At 65.0% G+C, this 14364-nt stretch carries 25 protein-coding genes; all 25 read right to left on the minus strand.

The features are described 5' to 3' along the window. Positions 1 to 2 precede the first annotated feature (2 nt). Positions 3 to 419 carry a hypothetical protein gene (locus tag JHW38_RS09590; protein WP_242691303.1) on the minus strand — a complete coding sequence of 139 codons (417 nt, stop codon included), beginning with the start codon at positions 417 to 419 and terminating at the stop codon, positions 3 to 5. Positions 420 to 474: 55 nt separating this feature from the next. After that, positions 475 to 1866 (minus strand): class II 3-deoxy-7-phosphoheptulonate synthase, encoded by a 1392-nt coding sequence (locus JHW38_RS09595; protein WP_207525716.1) that lies wholly within the window; start codon positions 1864 to 1866, stop codon positions 475 to 477. A gap of 79 nt (positions 1867 to 1945) precedes the next feature. Next, entirely contained in the window at positions 1946 to 2455 is a 510-nt protein-coding gene (locus JHW38_RS09600; protein WP_207525717.1) for a disulfide bond formation protein B, read from the minus strand. A 365-nt stretch (positions 2456 to 2820) separates the two neighbouring features. Continuing rightward, entirely contained in the window at positions 2821 to 3195 is a 375-nt protein-coding gene (rplQ, locus tag JHW38_RS09605; RefSeq protein WP_207525718.1) for a 50S ribosomal protein L17, read from the minus strand. 207 nt (positions 3196 to 3402) lie between these two features. Then, positions 3403 to 4401, minus strand: coding sequence for a DNA-directed RNA polymerase subunit alpha (locus tag JHW38_RS09610; RefSeq protein WP_207525719.1), 999 nt, complete (start codon positions 4399 to 4401; stop codon positions 3403 to 3405). Positions 4402 to 4559: 158 nt separating this feature from the next. After that, entirely contained in the window at positions 4560 to 5189 is a 630-nt protein-coding gene (gene rpsD, locus JHW38_RS09615; protein ID WP_074872160.1) for a 30S ribosomal protein S4, read from the minus strand. A gap of 14 nt (positions 5190 to 5203) precedes the next feature. After that, a complete protein-coding gene (rpsK, locus tag JHW38_RS09620; protein WP_057948535.1) occupies positions 5204 to 5596 on the minus strand; it encodes a 30S ribosomal protein S11 in 393 nt (130 codons plus the stop codon). Positions 5597 to 5609: 13 nt separating this feature from the next. Then, positions 5610 to 5966: a 30S ribosomal protein S13 gene (gene rpsM, locus JHW38_RS09625; RefSeq protein ID WP_057948536.1), complete on the minus strand. Its 357-nt coding sequence runs from the start codon at positions 5964 to 5966 to the stop codon at positions 5610 to 5612. 231 nt (positions 5967 to 6197) lie between these two features. Next, positions 6198 to 7571, minus strand: a complete 1374-nt coding sequence (gene secY, locus JHW38_RS09630; protein WP_207525720.1) for a preprotein translocase subunit SecY — start codon at positions 7569 to 7571, stop codon at positions 6198 to 6200. 7 nt (positions 7572 to 7578) lie between these two features. Then, positions 7579 to 8022 carry a 50S ribosomal protein L15 gene (rplO, locus tag JHW38_RS09635; protein WP_207526318.1) on the minus strand — a complete coding sequence of 148 codons (444 nt, stop codon included), beginning with the start codon at positions 8020 to 8022 and terminating at the stop codon, positions 7579 to 7581. Beyond that, on the minus strand, positions 8022 to 8219 hold the full coding sequence (rpmD, locus tag JHW38_RS09640) for a 50S ribosomal protein L30 (RefSeq protein ID WP_057948539.1): 198 nt from the start codon (positions 8217 to 8219) through the stop codon (positions 8022 to 8024). Before rpmD ends, rplO begins: the two co-directional genes overlap by 1 nt. Beyond that, the gene (rpsE, locus tag JHW38_RS09645; protein WP_207525721.1) at positions 8212 to 8751 is read right to left on the minus strand and encodes a 30S ribosomal protein S5; all 540 of its coding nucleotides are present in this window, start codon (positions 8749 to 8751) and stop codon (positions 8212 to 8214) included. The genes rpmD and rpsE overlap by 8 nt, the downstream gene beginning before the upstream one ends. Before the next feature lie 209 nt (positions 8752 to 8960). After that, entirely contained in the window at positions 8961 to 9314 is a 354-nt protein-coding gene (gene rplR / locus JHW38_RS09650) for a 50S ribosomal protein L18 (RefSeq protein ID WP_207525722.1), read from the minus strand. A gap of 66 nt (positions 9315 to 9380) precedes the next feature. Next, positions 9381 to 9908, minus strand: coding sequence for a 50S ribosomal protein L6 (rplF, locus tag JHW38_RS09655; protein ID WP_207525723.1), 528 nt, complete (start codon positions 9906 to 9908; stop codon positions 9381 to 9383). 15 nt (positions 9909 to 9923) lie between these two features. Further along, entirely contained in the window at positions 9924 to 10322 is a 399-nt protein-coding gene (rpsH, locus tag JHW38_RS09660) for a 30S ribosomal protein S8 (RefSeq protein ID WP_040390006.1), read from the minus strand. 178 nt (positions 10323 to 10500) lie between these two features. Then, positions 10501 to 10806 (minus strand): 30S ribosomal protein S14, encoded by a 306-nt coding sequence (gene rpsN / locus JHW38_RS09665; protein ID WP_207525724.1) that lies wholly within the window; start codon positions 10804 to 10806, stop codon positions 10501 to 10503. 15 nt (positions 10807 to 10821) lie between these two features. Continuing rightward, entirely contained in the window at positions 10822 to 11364 is a 543-nt protein-coding gene (gene rplE / locus JHW38_RS09670) for a 50S ribosomal protein L5 (protein ID WP_057948545.1), read from the minus strand. An 11-nt stretch (positions 11365 to 11375) separates the two neighbouring features. Next, positions 11376 to 11690 (minus strand): 50S ribosomal protein L24, encoded by a 315-nt coding sequence (rplX, locus tag JHW38_RS09675; RefSeq protein ID WP_057948546.1) that lies wholly within the window; start codon positions 11688 to 11690, stop codon positions 11376 to 11378. A gap of 16 nt (positions 11691 to 11706) precedes the next feature. Continuing rightward, positions 11707 to 12075 (minus strand): 50S ribosomal protein L14, encoded by a 369-nt coding sequence (gene rplN / locus JHW38_RS09680; protein WP_031373826.1) that lies wholly within the window; start codon positions 12073 to 12075, stop codon positions 11707 to 11709. A gap of 14 nt (positions 12076 to 12089) precedes the next feature. Further along, the gene (gene rpsQ / locus JHW38_RS09685) at positions 12090 to 12359 is read right to left on the minus strand and encodes a 30S ribosomal protein S17 (RefSeq protein ID WP_207525725.1); all 270 of its coding nucleotides are present in this window, start codon (positions 12357 to 12359) and stop codon (positions 12090 to 12092) included. Positions 12360 to 12368: 9 nt separating this feature from the next. After that, positions 12369 to 12554: a 50S ribosomal protein L29 gene (gene rpmC, locus JHW38_RS09690; RefSeq protein WP_207525726.1), complete on the minus strand. Its 186-nt coding sequence runs from the start codon at positions 12552 to 12554 to the stop codon at positions 12369 to 12371. After that, positions 12554 to 12967, minus strand: a complete 414-nt coding sequence (gene rplP, locus JHW38_RS09695) for a 50S ribosomal protein L16 (RefSeq protein ID WP_207525727.1) — start codon at positions 12965 to 12967, stop codon at positions 12554 to 12556. Before rplP ends, rpmC begins: the two co-directional genes overlap by 1 nt. Before the next feature lie 6 nt (positions 12968 to 12973). Beyond that, positions 12974 to 13735 (minus strand): 30S ribosomal protein S3, encoded by a 762-nt coding sequence (gene rpsC / locus JHW38_RS09700; RefSeq protein WP_207525728.1) that lies wholly within the window; start codon positions 13733 to 13735, stop codon positions 12974 to 12976. A 13-nt stretch (positions 13736 to 13748) separates the two neighbouring features. Next, the gene (rplV, locus tag JHW38_RS09705) at positions 13749 to 14084 is read right to left on the minus strand and encodes a 50S ribosomal protein L22 (RefSeq protein ID WP_055902442.1); all 336 of its coding nucleotides are present in this window, start codon (positions 14082 to 14084) and stop codon (positions 13749 to 13751) included. Positions 14085 to 14094: 10 nt separating this feature from the next. Further along, complete coding sequence (rpsS, locus tag JHW38_RS09710; protein WP_207525729.1) at positions 14095 to 14364, minus strand: 30S ribosomal protein S19; 270 nt, start codon at positions 14362 to 14364, stop codon at positions 14095 to 14097.

A 14364-nucleotide genomic window follows, 5' to 3' on the forward strand; every position in this document is an offset into this window, starting at 1 on the left:
GCTCAGCGGCGGCGCAGCGAGGGCCAGGCCTGGATCAGGCCGGCCAGATGGATCAGCCCGATCGCCAGACAGATTCCCGAACTCCACCACCAGAACGTCGCGCTGCGTCCGGGAAACGCCGCCATCACCGGCGCCACGGCCAGCCCGCGGGCCAGATACACCGCGGTGATCGCGCACAACGCCGTGCGCAGCAGCGGCAAGCGCCGCACCGCGCCGGCCGCGGAGAACGCGTACAGCGACCAAACCGCCAGCACCGCCGCGATGGCCAGCGTCAGCAACGTCGGATAAAGATGGCCGGCCGCGGCCGCGCGCGCCATCGGCTCGCCGGCGCCGAGCGCGCGATACCACGGCGCGCCGAACGCGATGCAGCCCAGATGCGCGAACGCGGCGAGCGCGCTGAGCGCGCCCGCCGCGATCAAGGTCCGATCGACGCGCCGGGGTTCCGGCGCGGCCGCGTCCGTGCGGCGCATCCGCTCAGGCCGGCGCCGCGATCTGCGCCTGCTTGCGCACGATCAGCATCGCCACTTCCAGCGCCTGCTCGTAGTTCAGGCGCGGATCGACCGTCGAGCGGTAGGCGCGTTCCAGATCGCTCTCGGTCAGCTCGCGCGCGCCGCCGAGGCACTCGGTCACGTCCTCGCCGGTCAGCTCCAGGTGCACGCCGCCGAGGCGGGTGCCGGCCGCGGCGTGCAGCTCGAAGCTCTGCTCGATCTCGGCGCGGATGTTGCGGAAGCGGCGGGTCTTGTAGCCGTTGCTGGTGCTCTCGGTGTTGCCGTGCATCGGGTCGCACACCCACAGCACGCGGCGGCCGTCGCGGCGCATCGCGTCGAGCAGCGGCGGCAGCTTGTCGGCGACCGTGCTCGCGCCCATGCGGTGGATGAAGGTCAGACGGCCCGGCTCGTCTTCCGGATTGAGCAGGTCGATCGTGCGCAGCAGCTGGTCCGGCGTCACCGACGGGCCGACCTTCAGCGCGATCGGATTGCGGATGCCGCGGAAGTACTCGGCGTGGGCGCCGTCGACCGCCGCGGTGCGCATGCCGATCCACGGGTAATGCGTGCTGAGGTTGAAGTGGCCCCAATGGCGCGGCACCTGCCGGGTCAGCGATTCCTCGTACGGCAGCAGCAGCGCTTCGTGCGAGGTGTAGAAGTCGACCCGGTTGAGGTTGTGCACTTCCGAGCCCGACAGCGTCTCCATGAAGCGCACCGCGTCGCCGATCGCGTTGACCATGCGCCGGTACTCGTCGGCCAGCGGCGAGTGGCCGACCCAGCTGAGGTTCCAGTACTCGGGATGGTGCAGGTCGGCGAAACCGCCGTCGATCAGCGCGCGCACGAAGTTCATCGTCATCGACGAACGCGCGTGCGCCTTGATCATGCGGCGCGGATCGGGCTTGCGCGCGAGCTCGGTGAAGGCCGGGCCGTTGACCATGTCGCCGCGGTAGCTCGGCAAGGTCACGCCGTCGATGGTCTCGGTATCGGCCGAACGCGGCTTGGCGTACTGCCCCGCGAAACGGCCGACCCGCACCACCGGCTTGCGCATGCCGTGCACCAGCACCAGGCTCATCTGCAGCAGCACCTTGAGCCGGTTGGAGATGACGTCGGAGGTGCACGAGTCGAAGCTCTCCGCGCAATCGCCGCCCTGCAGCAAAAATCGCTTGCCTTCCTGCGCTTCGGCCAGTTGCTGCTTGAGCGAAAGGATCTCCCACGAAGTCACCAACGGCGGCAGGTGGCGCAGTTCCGCCAGCGCGCTCTCGAGTTCGGCCTGGTCCGGATAATTCGGCAGCTGCAGTGCGGTGCGCTCGCGCCAGGAGGTCGGGCTCCAGTCGGCGGGAAGATTGACGGCACGGAGGTTGCTGCGATCGGAGGCGCTCATTTGCTTGGTTCCGTTGGGTGTCGCGGTGTGTGGGAGGTTGGGGTGGAAGGGATGGGTGGCGAAGCTTGCGGTGTTGCGGTTACTTGCTCGAACGCGGCCGGAATGCGGCGTAGGCCGCCCACAGCGCCAGCACGACGAAGCAGATCAGGCTCCAGGCCGGCATCGCCAGGCCGAGGAAGGTCCAGTCGACGTTGGCGCATTCGCCCGAACCGGTCATGACCTTGCGGATCACGCCGCTGATCGGCATCGCCCCGAGCATGTAGTCCAGGCCCGGGCCGCAGGCCGGCACCTGATCCGGCGGCAGGTGCTGCAGACGCACGTGGTTGCCGGCCACGGCGATGCCGGCGCCGGCGGCGATCAGGGCGAGCACGCCCCAGACCTTGCGGCCCAGCGGCTTGCCCGGCCCGTGGATCGCGCCGAGCAGGAACATCAACCCGAGCGCGGCGAACGCCACGCGCTGGAAGATGCACAACGGGCACGGCTCGAGATGTTGGTAGAACTGCAGGTACACGGCGTACGCGAGCAAGCCCGCGCAGGCCAGGAAGCCGAGCAGGAACTGGATCCGGAAGGAGGCTTTGAAAGGGTTCATGTACACACCATACGGGTCGGGGTCGGGTGGTGCCAATGTCCTATCGGCATGTGATGAGGCAACGCTGCGTCGCATCGCAGCCCCACATGGACTGCGTCGGCGGCGCGAAAGTTGCCGCGCTGCGACGATTCGTCCTCATGCCGATGGCGCTCCGATTCCTGCCTGCCCGAGTCCCCCCGTATCCGTCCGTCGAGCCTACCGCACTGCAACATTTACCGGGGTAACCGTTGCCGCAGTAACCGTCGCCGGAAAACAAAAACCCCGACCTCTCGGCCGGGGTTTTCGCTCGCCTGGGGCCCGACCGCTGCGCGGCCGAGACCCGATGTGCTGGCGGTCCGTCGCGCCGGTTGCGGCGCGGACGGGAATTACTCGGTCGCCGCTTCCGGACGATCGACCAGCTCGACATAGGCCATCGGCGCATTGTCGCCAGCGCGGAAACCGCACTTGAGGATGCGCAGGTAGCCGCCCGGACGGCTCGCGTAGCGCGGGCCCAGGGTGGTGAACAGGGTGCCGACGGCTTCCTTGTCGCGCAGGCGCGAGAAGGCGAGGCGGCGGTTGGCGACGCCGTCCTGCTTGGCCAGGGTGATCAGCGGCTCGGCGACGCGGCGCAGTTCCTTGGCCTTGGGCAGGGTGGTGCGGATGAGGCCGTGCTTGATCAGCGAGGCGGCCATGTTGGTGAACATGGCATCGCGGTGGGCGCTGGTACGGCTGAACTTACGACCGGCTTTCTGGTGACGCATGACGGTGATTCCTGTGAATGTTGGGACGGTTGGATTTCGCTGTCGCCATCCAGGCGTTGGAGCATTGGACTGCGGATGGTCCGAACCGGCCTTCCCTGACCGGCTGGCCGCGGACTTCGTGGTCCGTCGGCGGGTGTTGCGTTGACGCGTTTGCTGCTCTGACAGACGCGGGCCGCGCCTCGCGGCGCGGCCCGGTCGATGGCCTTATCAGCCCATCATGCCGTGCGAGGCGATGCCTGCCGGCGGCCAGTTTTCCAGCTTCATGCCGAGGGACAGGCCGCGCTGAGCCAGCACTTCCTTGATCTCGGTGAGCGACTTCTTGCCCAGGTTCGGGGTCTTGAGCAGCTCGACTTCGGTCTTCTGGATCAGATCGCCGACGTAGTAGATGCTCTCGGCCTTGAGGCAGTTGGCCGAACGCACGGTCAGCTCCAGATCGTCGATCGGGCGCAGCAGGATCGGATCGATGCCGCTGGTGGCCGGCTTCTGCGCGCCGCGGTCGCGGTGGGTGAAGTCGCCGAACACCGACAGCTGATCGGTGAGGATGTCGGCGGCGGTGCGCACGGCTTCCTCGGCGTCGATCGTGCCGTTGGTTTCGATGTCCAGGACCAGCTTGTCCAGGTCGGTGCGCTGCTCGACGCGCGCGGCTTCCACGGCGTAAGCGACGCGACGGACCGGCGAGAAGCTGGCGTCCAGCATCAGGCGGCCGATGGCGCGGGTTTCTTCGTCCGGACGACGGCGCGAGGCCGCCGGCTGGTAGCCGAAGCCGCGCTCGATCTTCAGACGCATGTTGATCGCCGTGTCCTTGGTCAGGTGGCAGATCACATGGTCGGTGTTGAGGATTTCGACGTTGTGGTCGGTCTTGATGTCGCCGGCGGTGACGATGCCGGGGCCCTGCTTGGCCAGCGACAGCGTCGAGGACTCGCCGGTGTGCATGCGGATGGCCACGTCCTTCAGGTTCAGCAGGACTTCCAGCACGTCCTCTTCCAGACCTTCGACCGTGGTGTACTCGTGCAGCACGCCGTCGATTTCGACTTCGGTGATGGCGAAACCCGGGATCGACGACAGCAGCACGCGGCGCAACGCGTTGCCGAGCGTGTGGCCGTAACCGCGCTCCAACGGCTCGATCACGACTTTGGCGCGATTGCCGGCGAGGCGTTCGATCTGCGGGCCACGCGGGCGCAGTACCTGGTTGGCGGTAACCGTCATGTTTCGGTGTCTCCAATGACCTTCGCCGGGGGGCGACGGAAGGCTTTAGCTCTTGGAGCCCCCTCGAATCGAGGGAGCGGCCGCCGCAGCTTGCGCCACGGCGGCCTGGGGTGCACAGCGCGCCGGATCCGCGGGGACCCGGCGCAGGGCTTGCACTATTACTTGCTGTACAACTCGACGATCAGCGCTTCGTTGATGTCGGCCGGCAGATCCGCGCGATCCGGAACCGCCTTGAACACGCCGCTGAACTTCTTGCTGTCGACTTCGACCCACGACGGCGACAGATCCATCTGCGAGGAGACGGTCAGCGATTCCTGCACGCGCAGCTGCTTCTGGGCGCGTTCGGACAGGGCGATGATGTCGCCGGCCTTGACCTGGTACGACGGCAGGTTGACCGACTTGCCGTTGACGGTGACGCCGCGGTGCGAGACCAGCTGGCGCGCGGCCGGGCGGGTCACCGCGAAGCCCATGCGGTAGACGACGTTGTCGAGGCGGGTTTCCAGGAACTGCAACAGGTTTTCACCGGTGTTGCCCTTCTTGGTCGAGGCCTTCTTGTAGTAGTTGCGGAACTGACGTTCCAGCAGACCGTAGATGCGCTTGACCTTCTGCTTCTCGCGCAGCTGGGTCGCATAGTCCGACAGCTTGCCCTTGCGGGCGGTCGGGCCGTGCTGGCCGGGCTTCTGCTCGAGCTTGCACTTGGAGTCGAGGGCGCGAGCCGACGACTTCAGGCCGAGGTCGGCGCCTTCGCGACGGGCGAGCTTACAGGTGGGACCGATATAACGAGCCATGTTCTTTCAGCTCCTCAGACGCGACGCTTCTTCGGCGGACGGCACCCGTTGTGCGGGATAGGCGTCACGTCGATGATGTTGATGATCTTGTAACCGACGTTGTTCAGCGAACGAACGGCGGATTCACGGCCCGGACCCGGACCCTTGATGCGCACTTCCAGCGACTTGACGCCGTAGTCGAGCGCAGCACGGCCGGCCTTTTCGGCGGCGACCTGGGCGGCGAACGGGGTGGACTTGCGCGAGCCGCGGAAACCCGCGCCACCCGAAGTCGCCCACGACAGCGCGTTGCCCTGACGGTCGGTGATCGTGATGATGGTGTTGTTGAAAGAAGCGTGGACGTGGGCGATGCCGTCGGTGACGACGCGCTTGATCTTCTTCTTGGTCTTGACTGCTGCCGGCTTGGCCATGGTCTAGGTCCCCTTACTTCTTGATGGCCTTGCGCGGACCCTTGCGGGTACGAGCATTGGTCCGGGTACGCTGACCACGCAGCGGCAGGCCGCGACGGTGACGCAGGCCGCGGTAGCAGCCCAGGTCCATCAGACGCTTGATGGCGATGCCGATTTCGCGGCGCAGATCGCCTTCGACCACGAACTTGCCGACTTCGGCGCGCAGGCGCTCGACTTCGGGTTCCGACAGGTCACGGATCTTGGTGCTCGAAGTCACGCCTGCGGTTTCGCAGATTTGCTTCGAACGGGTACGGCCGATGCCGTAGATGCTCTGGAGCCCAACCCAGACATGCTTCTGGGCAGGCAGATTGACGCCCGCAATACGCGCCATAACGCGATCTCCAACTGGTTTGGCGGCCGAGACGGATTAATCCCGGCGGAGTGAACTGGAAATTGTATCTAGGTCTCGGGTTAATAGGAAGCCCCGCGGCACCCGAAGGTGCCACGGCGCTCCGGCATGGGGAGTGTGCCCATGCTCCGGCGACGAGTCGGAACTGGCTGAACAGGCGATGCCCTGCCCCTCAGCCCCGCGCGCTACTCTGGCGCGCGTACTGGCTCTGACTCACCCGCGCGCGAGACCGCCGCGCGAGCCGCCCTTCAGGTTCGCTTTCTTCAACAGGCTTTCGTACTGATGCGACATCAGATGAGCCTGGATTTGAGCGATGAAATCCATCACCACGACCACGACGATCAGCAGCGAAGTGCCGCCGAAGTAGAACGAGGTGCCCAGTTGGGTACGCATGACCTCCGGGAGGAGGCAGACGATGACCAAATAAATCGCGCCGGCCGCGGTCAAGCGGGTCAGCACGCCGTCCACATAATCCGCCGTCGCCTTGCCCGGACGGATGCCCGGAATCAGCGCACCCGACTTCTTGAGGTTGTCGGCGGTTTCCTGCGAGTTGAACACCAGCGCCGTGTAGAAGAACGCGAAGCCGATGATCAGACCAGCATACAGGATCATGTGCACCGGCTCGCCCGGGGCCAGCCACTGGCTGAGCCGCGAGAGGAAACCGGAAAGACCCGAACCGCTGTTGCTCTGGGCGAACCAGGTGGCGGCGGTGGCGGGGAACATCACGATGCTCGACGCGAAGATCGCCGGGATCACGCCCGACATGTTGAGCTTCAGGGGCAGGAACGACGCCTGGTTCATATAGGCGTTGCGACCGCCCTGACGGCGCGCGTAGTTGACCGTGATCCGGCGCTGGCCGCGTTCGACGAAGACCACCAGATAGGTGAAGCCGAACACCAGCAGGATCACCACGATCGCCGCGATCGCGCTCATATCGCCGTTGCGGATCTGCTCGAACATGTGCAGGACCGCGGCCGGCAAGCCGGCGACGATGCCGGCGAAGATGATCAGCGATACGCCGTTGCCGACGCCACGCTCGGTGATCTGTTCGCCCAGCCACATCAGGAACATGGTGCCCGCGGTCAACGCGATCACCGCGGTCAGGATGAAGCCCATGCCCGGCGCGTACACCACCGGCACGCCATCGGGCGCCACGCTGGACTGCAGGCCGGCGGCGATGCCCCAGGCCTGGAACACCGCCAGCGGAATGGCGCCCATGCGCGACCACTGGTTGATCTTGCGCCGGCCCGACTCGCCTTCCTTCTGGATGGCCTTCAGGCTGGGCACGATCTGCACCAGCAACTGCACGATGATCGATGCCGAGATGTACGGCATGACATTGAGGGCGAACAGACTGAAGCGATGCAGGGCGCCGCCGGTGAACATGTTGAACATGTCCACGATGGTGCCCTGCTTGGTCTCCATGAACTTGACCATCGCTTCCGGGTTGATACCCGGCACCGGGATGTAGCTGCCGATGCGATAGACGATCAACGCGCCGATGACGAACAGCAGACGCTGACGCAACTCGGTGAACTTACCGAGCCCGCCGCCGATACCAGCCATTGCGTTGCCGCTGCGCGCCATTCGTCAGTTACTCCTCGATCTTGCCGCCGGCCGCTTCGACAGCGGCCTTGGCGCCGGCGGTAGCCAGCACGCCCTTGAGCACGAACTTCTTGGTCAGCTCGCCCTTCTTCACGATCTTGGCCTGCTTGGCCGTGCTCGGGACGAGCTTGGCGGCCTTCAGCGCGGCGAAATCGATCTCGCCGGCTTCCAGCTTGTCCAGCTGGTACAGCAGCACTTCGGCCGTGTCGTTCTTCAGCTTGGAGCGGAAGCCGATCTTCGGCAGACGACGCTGCATGGGCATCTGGCCGCCTTCGAAACCGGCCTTGATCTTGCCCTTGCCCGAGCGCGCGAACGAGCCCTTGTGGCCGCGACCGGCGGTCTTGCCCAGGCCGGAACCGATGCCGCGACCGACGCGGGTACGTTCCTGACGGGCGCCGTCGGCGGGCTTGAGAGTGTTGAGACGCATGGTGATTACTCCTCGACCTGGACGAGGTAGTGAACCTTGTTGATCAGGCCGCGAACCTGCGGGCTGTCCTTCAGTTCACGCACATCGTTGAGCTTGTTCAGGCCCAGCGCACGCACCGACAGGCGGTGACGCGACTGGGTGCCACGCAGACCCTTGACCAGACGCACCTTGACGGTGCCGGTACCGGCTTCGTTCTTAGCCATTGAGGAGATCCTCCACCTTCTTGCCGCGCTTCGCGGCGATCTTGGCCGGCGAATGCATGTCGGTGAGGCCCTTCAGCGTGGCGCGGACCAGGTTGATCGGGTTGCGCGAACCGGTGGCCTTGGCCAGCACGTTCTTGACGCCGACCGCTTCCAGCACGGCGCGCATCGCGCCGCCGGCGATCACGCCGGTACCTTCCGACGCCGGCTGCATGTAGACATGCGCCGCGCCGTGGCCCGACTTGACCGCGTGCCACAAGGTGCCGTTGTTGAGCTCGACGTTGTTCATCGCCTTGCGCGCGTATTCCATCGACTTCTGGATCGCGACCGGCACTTCGCGCGCCTTGCCGTAGCCGAAGCCGACCTTGCCGTTGCCGTCGCCCACCACCGTCAGCGCGGTGAAGGTGAACTGGCGACCGCCCTTGACGGTCTTGCTGACGCGGTTGACCGCGATCAGCTTCTCGATCATGCCGTCGTCGATTTCTTCGCGGTTGCGATCGCGATCGCGGCCCCGCGGGGCTCTGTCGTCTGCCATTTCGATAATCTCGTTGATTGAAGGAATTTGCGGCGTCGCCGCTTATGGTTGTGAAGTACTTCGGGTGCAGCGCCGGCCGTGGCAACCCGCGACCGGGCCCGACGCGATCCGCGTCGGCGGATGAAACTGTTCGTGTCCGAAGGCGTGGAGACGGATCCCCACGCTTTCAAGTCCGGATGCGGCCGCGCTGCGAAACAGCGCGCGCCGGATCAGAACTGCAGACCGCCTTCGCGCGCGGCGTCGGCCAGCGCCTTGATGCGGCCGTGGTAGCGGTAGCCCGAACGGTCGAACGCGACCTTTTCGATGCCGGCGGCCTTGGCGCGCTCGGCGATCATCTTGCCGACCTTGACGGCGGCATCGGCGTTCTTGCCGTTCTTCAGGCCTTCCTTGACGTCGGCCTGCACGGTCGAGGCGGTGGCCAGGACCTTGGAGCCGTCGGCGGTGAAGACCTGGGCGTACAGGTGCTGACCGGTGCGCAGCACGGTCAGGCGGGCGACGCCGAGGTTGCGGATGTGCGAGCGGGTCGACTTGGCGCGACGCAGGCGAGCGGTGTTCTTGTTCATGTTCTGATCTCCGAAAGCTGAAGACTTGGAATGTCGGGGCCGGCCCGGGGACCGGCGCCCTACCCGTTAAGCCTTCTTGGCTTCCTTGCGGATGATGACTTCGCCGGCGTACTTCACACCCTTGCCCTTATAGGGCTCCGGCGGACGGAAACCGCGAATCTTGGCGGCGACTTCGCCCACGCGCTGCTTGTCCGCGCCCTGGACCAGGATTTCGGTCTGGGTCGGAGCGGCGAGAGTGATGCCTTCCGGGGCCTGGAACACGACCGGGTGCGAGAAACCCAGCGACAGGCTGAGGTCCTTGCCCTGCATCGCGGCGCGGTAACCGACGCCGACCAGCTCGAGCTTGCGCTCGAAACCTTCCGACACGCCCTTGACCATGTTGGCCAGGATCGCGCGCAGGGTGCCGGTCAGCGGGATCAGCGCGGCGTCTTCGACGGCGAAGACCGCTTCGTTGTTCTCGATCTTGAGGTTGATCGCGGCGGGCTTGGCGATGGTCAGCGAGCCCTTCGGGCCCTTGGCGACGATCGACTCGGCCTGCACGTTGACTTCGACGCCCTTCGGCAGGGCGATCGGCTTCTTGGCAACTCGGGACATGGTTTCGTTACTCCCTTAGGCCACGAAGCACAGGACTTCACCGCCGACGCCCTGCTGGCGCGCCTGCGCATCGGTCATGATGCCCTTGGAGGTGGAGATGATGGCGACGCCCAGGCCGCCGAGGACCTTGGGCAGATCGGCCTTGCCGCGGTACTGGCGCAGGCCCGAGCGGGAGTAGCGCTGGAGGCGCTCGATCACCGGCTTGCCTTCGTAGTACTTCAGCGAGATTTCGAGTTCGGACTTGCCCGGGGCGACCTCGGTCACGCGGGAGTCCAGGATGTAACCCTCTTCCTTCAGCACGGCGGCGATGGCCACCTTCACCTTGGAAGACGGCATCTTCACCGTCTGCTTGCGCACAGCGGCCGCATTCTTGATGCGGACCAGCATGTCGGCGATGGGATCAGTCATGCTCATTGAATATCACCTATGAGTAGCACCGATATCCGCGGGATTGCGAATTTCAGTTGTCTTTGCAGCCTTACAACAACGCCAGCGCGGCCCGAAGGCCGCGCTGGGGACACGGGCCGAAGCCCGGGGAGCCGGCAACTATACCAGACTTTTTGGGCCTGGCCGGCTGCCGGCGCTGGATCGCTTACCAGCTGGCCTTGCGCAGGCCCGGCACATCGCCGCGCATGGTGGCTTCGCGCAGCTTGTTGCGGCCGAGGCCGAACTTCTGGTAGACGCCGCGCGAACGGCCGGTCAGGGCGCAACGGTTGCGCTGACGGCTCGGCGAGGAGTCGCGCGGCAGCTTCTGCAGCTTGACCACCGCGTCCATCTTGTCTTCGTACGAAGACGCGTCGCTGGCGATGATCTTCTTCAGCGAGTCGCGCTTGGCCGCGAACTTCTTCGCCAGCTTGGCCCGCTTGAGGTCGCGGTTGACCATGGAGGTCTTAGCCATTGTTCAATCCTAGCCTCAGTTACGGAACGGGAAGCGGAAGGCTTCGAGCAGGGCCTTGGCCTCGGCATCGGTCTTCGCGGTCGTGGTGATCGCGATGTCCATGCCGCGCAGGGCGTCGACCTGATCGAAGTCGATTTCCGGGAAGATGATCTGTTCCTTGACGCCCATGTTGTAGTTGCCGCGGCCGTCGAACGAACGGCCCGACACGCCGCGGAAGTCGCGGACGCGCGGCAGCGAGATGTTGATCAGGCGGTCCAGGAACTCGAACATCTTGGCGCGGCGCAGGGTGACCTTGGCGCCGATCGGCCAGCCGTCGCGGATCTTGAACGAAGCCACCGACACGCGGGACTTGGTCACGATCGGCTTCTGGCCGGCGATCTTGGTCATGTCCGCAACGGCATTTTCCAGGATCTTCTTGTTGGTGGCGGCTTCGCCCACGCCCATGTTCAGCGTGATCTTGACGAGGCGCGGCACTTCCATCGGGTTCTTGTAGCCGAACTTTTCGGTCAGCGCGGGAACCACTTCTTTCTTGTAAAACTCTTCGAGCCGGGTGGTCATCTCAGCATTCCTCAGGCGTCAACCGCCTCACCGCTGGAGCGGAACACACGCAGTTTGCGTCCATCCTCCAGCACCTTGAAACCGATGCGTTCGCCCTTGCCGGTGGCCGGGTTGAACAGCATGACGTTGGAAATGTGGATCGGCGCTTCGCGCTCCACCACGCCGCCCGGCTGGTTGGCCTGCGGATTCGGCTTGGTGTGGCGCTTGACGATGTTGATGTTCGACACGACGACCTTGTCGCCGAGCACGCGCACCACATCGCCCTTCTTGCCCTTGTCCTTGCCGGCGGTGACGATCACCTGATCGCCCTTCTTGATACGGTTCATGGTCTAGTTCCTCCGCTCAGAGCACTTCAGGCGCGAGCGAGACGATCTTCATGAACTTCTCCGAGCGCAGCTCGCGAGTCACGGGTCCGAAGATACGGGTGCCGATCGGCTCATGCTTGTTGTTGAGCAACACCGCAGCGTTGCCATCGAAGCGGATCAGCGAACCGTCCGGACGGCGCACGCCCTTGCGGGTGCGGACCACGACGGCGTCGTAGACGTCGCCCTTCTTGACCTTGCCGCGCGGAATCGCATCCTTCACGGTGACCTTGATGATGTCGCCAATGTGCGCGTAACGGCGCTTGGAGCCGCCGAGCACCTTGATGCACATCACTTCTTTAGCACCGGAGTTGTCGGCCACGCCGAGGTAGCTTTGCATCTGGATCATGGTTCAGCCTCCTCTTATTCGGCCACGCGGCTGACGATCTCAACCACGCTCCAGTTCTTGGTCTTGGACAGGGGAGCGATCTCCTTCACGCGCACGATGTCGCCTTCCTTGCAGGCGTTGTCGGCGTCGTGGGCGTGGAGCTTGGTCGAGCGACGGATGTACTTGCCGTACAGCGCGTGCTTGACCTGGCGCTCGACGAGCACGGTGACGGTCTTGTCCATCTTGTTGCTGACGACCCGGCCTTCAACCGTGCGGACAGCCTTCTCTGTGTTGTTGTCGGTCATGGCGGGTCCTTACTTCTTCTCGCCCAGCAGCATGTTGACGCGAGCGATCTCGCGACGCACGCGGCGGGCTTCATGGGTCTTGGCGAGCTGGCCCGTGGCCTTCTGCATGCGCAGGGCGAAGCCCTCCTTGTGCAGCTCGGCCAGATGAGCCTTCAGCTCGTCGGCGGACTTCCCGCGCAGTTGCTTGAGTTCCATTAGCGCACCGTCCGGGTAACGAAAGTGGTGGTCACCGAGAGCTTGGCGGCGGCCAGGCGGAACGCTTCGCGCGCCACGTCTTCGGCCACACCTTCGATCTCGTAAATCATGCGACCGGGCTGGATCTGCGCGACCCAGTACTCGACGTTGCCCTTACCGGAGCCCATTCGGACTTCGATCGGCTTCTTGGTGATCGGCTTGTCCGGGAACACGCGGATCCACATCTTGCCGCCGCGCTTGACGTAGCGGCTGATCGAGCGGCGGGCCGCTTCGATCTGGCGAGCGGTGAGCTGGCCGTGGGCGGTCGCCTTGAGGCCGTACTCGCCGAAGCTGACAGCGTTGCCGCTCCAGCTCAGGCCCTCGTTACGGCCCTTGTGTACCTTGCGGTACTTGGTTCGCTTGGGTTGCAGCATGGCGGATTACCTCTGTTCGCGGGCAGGACGGCCCGAGCGGTCGTTGCGATCGCCGCGGTCGCCGCGATCGCCGCGGTCGCCACGGTCACCACGCTCGTTGCGCGGCGAATCGTCCTGCTTCTCCTGGCCGACCTGAGCGAAATCGAACACTTCGCCCTTGTAGATCCAGGTCTTGATGCCGATGATGCCGTAGGTCGTCTTGGCTTCGGCGAAGCCGTAGTCGATGTCGGCGCGCAGGGTGTGCAGCGGCACGCGGCCTTCGCGGTACCACTCCGAACGCGCGATCTCGGCGCCGTTCAGACGGCCGGCGACGTTGACCTTGATGCCCAGCGCGCCGAGGCGCATCGCGTTGCCGACCGCGCGCTTCATCGCGCGGCGGAACATGATGCGGCGCTCGAGCTGCTGCGCGATCGATTCGGCGACCAGCTGCGCGTCGAGTTCCGGCTTGCGGACCTCGGTCACGTTGATGTGCGCCGGAACGCCCATCAGGTTGCTGACTTCCTTGCGCAGCTTCTCGATGTCCTCGCCGCGCTTGCCGATCACCACGCCCGGACGGGCGGTGTGGATCGTCACGCGGGCGTTGTTCGCCGGACGCTCGATGAAGATCTTCGAGATGCCGGCCTGAGCCAGCTTCTTGCGCAGCATGTCGCGAACCTTCAGGTCAGCCGCCAGGTACTCGGCGTACTGCTTCTTGTTGGCGAACCACTTGGAATTCCAATCCTTGGCGATGCCCAGGCGGATTCCGGTCGGATGAACTTTATGACCCATTGTCTACTCCGCCTTACTTGCCGGCGCCCACAACCACAGTGATGTGGCTGGTGCGCTTGAGGATGCGGGTGCCGCGGCCCTTCGCACGCGCCATGAAGCGCTTAAGTGCGGGACCCTCGTCAACCATGATGGTCTTGACCTTGAGATCGTCGACGTCGGCGCCCTGGTTGTTCTCGGCGTTGGCGATGGCGGACTCCACGACCTTGCGGATCAGTGCAGCAGCCTTCTTGTCCGAGAACTTCAGCAGGTTGACGGCGCGCTCGGCGGACAGACCGCGCACCTGGTCGGCGACCAGGCGGGCCTTCTGCGGGGAGATGCGCGCGGTGCGCAGGATTGCTTTCGCTTCCATGGTCATCTCCTTACTTGCCCGACTTCTTGTCGCCGCCATGACCCTTGAACGTCCGGGTCAGAGCGAATTCGCCAAGCTTGTGGCCGACCATGTTCTCGTTGACCAGCACCGGGATGTGGTTCTTGCCGTTGTGCACGGCAATGGTGAAACCGATCATCTCGGGGAGGATCATGGAACGGCGCGACCAAGTCTTGATCGGCTTCTTGTTGTTGCCCGCGGTCTCCACCTTCTTCGCGAGATGGTGGTCGACGAACGGACCCTTTTTGAGTGAACGTGCCAT

This window comes from Lysobacter enzymogenes, from assembly GCF_017355525.1.
Lineage (GTDB): Bacteria > Pseudomonadota > Gammaproteobacteria > Xanthomonadales > Xanthomonadaceae > Lysobacter > Lysobacter enzymogenes_C.

What these genes read in the sequence shown, in the direction of transcription:
- JHW38_RS09595 (WP_207525716.1), bottom strand. Translation starts at nt 1,866, where the DNA reads ATGAGCGCCTCCGATCGCAGCAACCTCCGTGCCGTCAATCTTCCCGCC.
- JHW38_RS09600 (WP_207525717.1), bottom strand. Translation starts at nt 2,455, where the DNA reads ATGAACCCTTTCAAAGCCTCCTTCCGGATCCAGTTCCTGCTCGGCTTC.
- rplQ (WP_207525718.1), bottom strand. Translation starts at nt 3,195, where the DNA reads ATGCGTCACCAGAAAGCCGGTCGTAAGTTCAGCCGTACCAGCGCCCAC.
- JHW38_RS09610 (WP_207525719.1), bottom strand. Translation starts at nt 4,401, where the DNA reads ATGACGGTTACCGCCAACCAGGTACTGCGCCCGCGTGGCCCGCAGATC.
- rpsD (WP_074872160.1), bottom strand. Translation starts at nt 5,189, where the DNA reads ATGGCTCGTTATATCGGTCCCACCTGTAAGCTCGCCCGTCGCGAAGGC.
- rpsK (WP_057948535.1), bottom strand. Translation starts at nt 5,596, where the DNA reads ATGGCCAAGCCGGCAGCAGTCAAGACCAAGAAGAAGATCAAGCGCGTC.
- rpsM (WP_057948536.1), bottom strand. Translation starts at nt 5,966, where the DNA reads ATGGCGCGTATTGCGGGCGTCAATCTGCCTGCCCAGAAGCATGTCTGG.
- secY (WP_207525720.1), bottom strand. Translation starts at nt 7,571, where the DNA reads ATGGCGCGCAGCGGCAACGCAATGGCTGGTATCGGCGGCGGGCTCGGT.
- rpmD (WP_057948539.1), bottom strand. Translation starts at nt 8,219, where the DNA reads ATGGCTAAGAACGAAGCCGGTACCGGCACCGTCAAGGTGCGTCTGGTC.
- rpsE (WP_207525721.1), bottom strand. Translation starts at nt 8,751, where the DNA reads ATGGCAGACGACAGAGCCCCGCGGGGCCGCGATCGCGATCGCAACCGC.
- rplR (WP_207525722.1), bottom strand. Translation starts at nt 9,314, where the DNA reads ATGAACAAGAACACCGCTCGCCTGCGTCGCGCCAAGTCGACCCGCTCG.
- rplF (WP_207525723.1), bottom strand. Translation starts at nt 9,908, where the DNA reads ATGTCCCGAGTTGCCAAGAAGCCGATCGCCCTGCCGAAGGGCGTCGAA.
- rpsH (WP_040390006.1), bottom strand. Translation starts at nt 10,322, where the DNA reads ATGAGCATGACTGATCCCATCGCCGACATGCTGGTCCGCATCAAGAAT.
- rpsN (WP_207525724.1), bottom strand. Translation starts at nt 10,806, where the DNA reads ATGGCTAAGACCTCCATGGTCAACCGCGACCTCAAGCGGGCCAAGCTG.
- rplE (WP_057948545.1), bottom strand. Translation starts at nt 11,364, where the DNA reads ATGACCACCCGGCTCGAAGAGTTTTACAAGAAAGAAGTGGTTCCCGCG.
- rplX (WP_057948546.1), bottom strand. Translation starts at nt 11,690, where the DNA reads ATGAACCGTATCAAGAAGGGCGATCAGGTGATCGTCACCGCCGGCAAG.
- rplN (WP_031373826.1), bottom strand. Translation starts at nt 12,075, where the DNA reads ATGATCCAGATGCAAAGCTACCTCGGCGTGGCCGACAACTCCGGTGCT.
- rpsQ (WP_207525725.1), bottom strand. Translation starts at nt 12,359, where the DNA reads ATGACCGACAACAACACAGAGAAGGCTGTCCGCACGGTTGAAGGCCGG.
- rpmC (WP_207525726.1), bottom strand. Translation starts at nt 12,554, where the DNA reads ATGGAACTCAAGCAACTGCGCGGGAAGTCCGCCGACGAGCTGAAGGCT.
- rplP (WP_207525727.1), bottom strand. Translation starts at nt 12,967, where the DNA reads ATGCTGCAACCCAAGCGAACCAAGTACCGCAAGGTACACAAGGGCCGT.
- rpsC (WP_207525728.1), bottom strand. Translation starts at nt 13,735, where the DNA reads ATGGGTCATAAAGTTCATCCGACCGGAATCCGCCTGGGCATCGCCAAG.
- rplV (WP_055902442.1), bottom strand. Translation starts at nt 14,084, where the DNA reads ATGGAAGCGAAAGCAATCCTGCGCACCGCGCGCATCTCCCCGCAGAAG.
- rpsS (WP_207525729.1), bottom strand. Translation starts at nt 14,364, where the DNA reads ATGGCACGTTCACTCAAAAAGGGTCCGTTCGTCGACCACCATCTCGCG.